6 protein-coding genes are annotated in these 4,857 nt (G+C 44.0%); 4 read left to right on the forward strand and 2 right to left on the reverse strand.

Annotation, left to right across the window (positions count from 1 at the left end):
• Positions 1–177: 177 nt before the first annotated feature.
• Positions 178–840 (reverse strand): uracil-DNA glycosylase, encoded by a 663-nt coding sequence (gene ung, locus B3763_RS14690; RefSeq protein ID WP_286747487.1) that lies wholly within the window; start codon positions 838–840, stop codon positions 178–180.
• A 181-nt stretch (positions 841–1,021) separates the two neighbouring features.
• Between ung and apaG the strand changes: the two genes are divergently transcribed.
• Complete coding sequence (gene apaG / locus B3763_RS14695) at positions 1,022–1,411, forward strand: Co2+/Mg2+ efflux protein ApaG (RefSeq protein ID WP_370299093.1); 390 nt, start codon at positions 1,022–1,024, stop codon at positions 1,409–1,411.
• Positions 1,412–1,413: 2 nt separating this feature from the next.
• Positions 1,414–2,184, forward strand: a complete 771-nt coding sequence (locus B3763_RS14700; protein WP_286747488.1) for an O-methyltransferase — start codon at positions 1,414–1,416, stop codon at positions 2,182–2,184.
• 7 nt (positions 2,185–2,191) lie between these two features.
• Here the strand turns inward: B3763_RS14700 and B3763_RS14705 are convergent, their stop codons facing one another.
• The gene (locus B3763_RS14705) at positions 2,192–2,773 is read right to left on the reverse strand and encodes a methyltransferase domain-containing protein (protein WP_286747489.1); all 582 of its coding nucleotides are present in this window, start codon (positions 2,771–2,773) and stop codon (positions 2,192–2,194) included.
• 92 nt (positions 2,774–2,865) lie between these two features.
• Here B3763_RS14705 and B3763_RS14710 point away from each other — a divergent pair, with 92 nt between their 5' ends.
• Together B3763_RS14710 and B3763_RS14715 are read left to right on the forward strand one after the other, a co-directional pair.
• Positions 2,866–3,780, forward strand: a complete 915-nt coding sequence (locus tag B3763_RS14710; RefSeq protein WP_189630671.1) for a chromosome segregation protein SMC — start codon at positions 2,866–2,868, stop codon at positions 3,778–3,780.
• Positions 3,781–3,902: 122 nt separating this feature from the next.
• On the forward strand, positions 3,903–4,857 hold a 955-nt coding region (locus B3763_RS14715), incomplete at its 3' end, for an MFS transporter (protein WP_286747490.1).

Raw genomic sequence — 4,857 nt, forward strand, 5'->3', positions numbered from 1 at the left:
GGCTGTTAAAAGACGCTGTGAGAATACAGCTTGTGGCTAGTATACTGGATCTAACAAATGCGATCTAAATGAGTAACCCTTTCGAATTAACATCCCAATCATTAATTAATGCCCCCTGTGAACGCAAATTGAACAGGTATAAAAGAGAAAAACAACCCGCAGAGGAAGTGCACCAACTTACCACTCAATCTGGCCAAAACCCTTCTCCTCTAAATACCGGTTCGCCTGGCTAAAGTGGCCGCAGCCAAAGAAGCCTCTATGAGCAGAAAGTGGGCTGGGGTGAGGAGATTTGAGTACCAGATTTTCATTAGCACTGACTATTGCAGCCTTCTTTTGGGCGTAGCTACCCCAGAGCATATATACCAAGCCTTTTTTCTGAGATGCCAATGCCTTTACAACAGCATCGGTAAAAGTTTCCCACCCCTTATTTTGATGAGAACCTGCCTGGTGTGCTCGCACTGTTAAGGTTGCATTGAGTAGTAATACTCCCTGCCTGGCCCAACGCTCCAGCGAACCATTCGGAGGAATTTCTTTACCCAGGTCGTTTCTAATTTCTTTGAAAATATTGACCAAAGAGGGCGGAAAGGTCACCCCTTCATGTACAGAAAAACACAAGCCATTGGCCTGCCCCGGACCATGGTAAGGATCTTGCCCAAGAATAACCACCTTTACATCGTTGAAAGGGCAGGCATCAAAAGCTCTAAAAATGTCTTTTCCTTTGGGGTAAATCGTATGTGTTGCGTATTCAGATTTCACAAAATCGGTTAGCTCACGGAAGTAGTCTTTTTCAAACTCAGGGCTTAGCACCCTACCCCAACTCTCTTCAATTTTTACTGTCATTGAATTTTCAATTACTGAATTAGCAATTTTGAAAGTAATCTCTAACTTTAAAACTCAATATTAAGTTGTTTGATTTACTAATCCAGAGGTTTAGCAAGGAACTTAAGTACCTGAAGTTTCCTTGTAATTAGGCTTCTTCGGCTGCCAGCCACTGAAAATCAGAACAACAAGAGAGAATTAAATGATTGTTACAGCAACCACAAAAGGCATTAAGGTTTGTGTTGAAACCAGTTATCAACCCGAGTATTCCAGCCCGGCCCAGTTGCACTTTGTGTTTACTTACCGCATTACCATAGAGAACAATGCAGATTATACCATTAAGTTGCATAGACGCCATTGGTTTATCCATGATGCTAACAATACGGTAAGAGAAGTTGAGGGCGAAGGAGTAGTAGGGCAACAACCCATTCTGGAGCCCGGACAAAAACACGAGTATGTTTCCGGCTGTAACCTAAGATCCGGCTACGGAAAAATGTACGGTACTTATCTAATGGAACGAATTGTGGACGGCAAGGAATTTGAAGTTAGGATTCCGGAGTTCAACATGATTGTGCCCTTCTTACTCAACTAGTCTTGTTTCAGGTTTTAGCATTTATAAACTACTGGCTACAACAAGCCGATGAGCACTCGCTGCATTCTCCTTTCGTATACAAGCTATACCGCGAATTAATCAAGCCCTGCCGGTCGTTCCGCATAAACTCTGTTGAACAGCTAAGACAACAATTGCTCAATAACCATAAATACATACAGCTCACCGATTTTGGAGCAGGCTCCAGAGTTAGTTCCTCCAAACAGCGCACAGTTTCTTCCTTGGCCAAACATGCCAGCACCCCACCAAAATTCTCAGCACTCTTACATGCCCTTATCGGGCAATTTAATATGACACAGGTGCTGGAGTTTGGCACCTCATTGGGGCTAAACAGCCTTTACATGAGTACTAAACCGGAGGTTCATCTCACCACTTTCGAAGGCGACCCCATACTTTGCCACATGGCCAGGAGCCATTTCGACCAATTCAACCGGCCGAACATTGAGCTTATTGAAGGCCCAATTGATGAGACCCTTCCACTCGCTCTTCATAGATTGCCGAAAATAGACATGGCCTACCTGGATGCTAACCATAGATATGCCCCCACCCTGCACTACTATGAATCCGTATTGGCCGCATGCCATCACAAAAGCATTATTGTGATTGACGATATTCACTGGTCTAAAGAAATGAGCCATGCCTGGGATACCATTCGAAAGAAAGACGAAATTTTTGTCTCTATCGACCTTTTCGAAGCAGGTCTTTTATTTTTAGATCCCGGCCTCACTCGCGGGCACTACATACTCCACTTCTAGCTGCCGGTCATTTTCTCAACAGCTTGATAAACAGTTCGTTGCCTGCTCTTGGCTCAATACTATTAACCGCCAACTCCATAGTTTCGAGTATAAAACTCTCCGAAAAAAGCTCCACATACTCCTCTTTAGAACCTCCAAAAGGAGGCCTGTCCGAATTCATGGCTGTGCGAAATAAAAGCCCTACCAGTTTACCTCCATTTTTCAGCAACCGACCACATTGCGTTACATAGGCAGGCCTTAAGTCGGGGCTAAGAGCGCAGAAGAAAGTCTGCTCAACGATCACATCATACTCTCCTTTCAGCGCAAAAAAATCGGCATGAATGAGCTGATCTTTCGGAAAATCCCCTACCCGTTCGGCAAAACTCCGCAATGGCTTTTCCGAAATATCTACTACGAATACGTTTTTAAAACCCATTTGCCAGAGATACTCTGCTTCATAGGCATTCCCCGCCCCCGGTATAAGTATCTGCAAGCTTTTATCCTGTAACTGATCGAAATAAGCCTTTAGAGGTGTAGAAACATGACCAATATCCCATCCGGTTGCACCAGTTTCATACCTTTTATCCCAATAGTCGGCCCCAAGCTCCATACGTGCTGCTTTGAATTATTAAAAAAAGTTTAGGTAATTCGCCCATATTTTGGCCGAAAGGTCGTTAAAAAGTTGATTTAAAGAGACAAAAAATGAGTGAGGCACCTTCAGAAAAAGGTAAAAAAGACAAAATCCGGATTATTCTAATCGTTGCTATTGCCGTGGTTGTATTAGGGTCTGGCTATAAGATTTATACCGACCAACAGGCGAAAAAGGCCTTGCAAGCAGAATACGATGCTACCCGAACGCTCCTCACCTCTAAATTGGACAGCATATCTACTGAGCTGAGTGATAAGATTTCTGAGATTGCCAAATTGGGAGGAGATATCGACTCGCTGGTGGCTGTAAAAGACTCCATTACAGCAGAAAGAGATCAGCTTCAACGTACGCGTGTAGCCAACAAAGCACTCATACAACGATTAGACCGAAAGGTAACCGGCTACGAAGAACTCCTTTTAGCCAAAGATGAAGAAATAGCTCATCTTCAAGCCATTAACTCTCAGTTGCTGGTAGAAAATAATGAGTTAAAAGAAGAGCAAAACGAGCTTACCAAAACCATCAACGAAGCGCAGCAAAAGCAACAGCAACTTCAACAACGCATTGGCCTGGCCGCCAAATTGAAAGCCGAAAATATTCAGGTTTATAACGTAAACGACCGTGGGCGCGAACGCGAAGGAGACTTCCGGCAGCGACAGGCTCAAAAGGTAAAAGTTACTTTTAACCTGGCTGAGAATGAAGTGGCTCCGGCTGGAGCTCACCGTATTTTGATTCAGGTAATAGACCCTGCCGGCAATGTAATATTCGATGTAGCCAGAGGTTCCGGGTCGTTTACCGTAGACGGACGAGAGATTTACTTCACTGCCGCTCAAGAAATAATTTTCGACAACTCTCAGCAGGCCTTAAGCTTTGTTTATGACAAGGGCACTGACTTTGAGAAAGGCGACCATAAAGTAGTAATCTGGGCCGACAACTACGAAATAGGCCGTACTACATTCAATGTGAGATAAGCGAGCTGGTTCATCCGGCCACCTTTTGGCCCCTCTTTTTTGGGAAAAAACAGCATGCAAACGTTGGCATAAGCCAAACGGAAGGAAACCGGTATATTACTCGTTAATAACCGCTTTTGGCCATGCTTAGCTTTCAGAAAAAACTCACCAAACCCTTCTTCATAGTACTCAGTTTACCTGCCACGGCAATGGGCTTTGCCCTCTCCGTTCAAATTGCTGCTCTCAGCTGGATACTGAATACCAAATTCGGCTTCAATCTTGAAGAGATTGGCTACGTGTGGATTGCCGGTCCGGCTGCCGGCATTTTAGGACAGGTAATCGTTGGACTGATAAGCGATAAGGTCTGGTTTTGGGGAGGTCGCAGAAGACCCTTTATCCTTGTAGGTGGCACTATAGCAGCACTAATGCTTCTGGCCTTACCGAATATCGATATCATAGGCAAAGCCCTGGGCATAGAAGAAATGATTGGGGTTGCCATTGCCGTAGCTCTTTCGCTCGATCTGGCCATCAACATTAGTTTTAACCCAACGCGTTCGGTTATTGCCGATGTTACACCTCGTGGAGATGTGCGTACCAAAGGCTATACCTGGATGCAAACCATATCCGGTTTTTTTGGAGTTGTAGCCTATCTCATAGGAGCATTTGTGAGCAACTATATACTCATATATCTGGGAGCCGGCTTGGTTTTCCTATTCTCCATTATACCCACATTTTTTATCGAAGAGCCTCAAAAGCTCATTCCGGAAGATGAGGTAATAGAAACGAACAATACCGGAAAAAAGACTAATTCACTCGCCTTTCTTAAAATTTGTATAGCCCATGCCTTTACCTGGGTTGGTGTGCAAACCATGTTTATTTACACCTTTTCTTACATAAAAGAGAATATAATGGGCTTTGCTACCCTCGATCAACTAACCAATGCTCAGAACAATGAAATTGGCTTTATTACCGGGGTATCATTTGCCGTACTGAATACTGTTGGTTTTTTATTACCATCACTGGTATTAGAACCATTAAGCAAACGTATTGGGCGTGTAAAAACACATATGCTATGTATAGCCATTATGGCTATGGGCT

Origin of the sequence: Roseivirga sp. UBA1976 (assembly GCF_002336325.1) — a bacterium.
GTDB classification, from domain to species: Bacteria; Bacteroidota; Bacteroidia; order Cytophagales; family Cyclobacteriaceae; genus Roseivirga; species Roseivirga thermotolerans.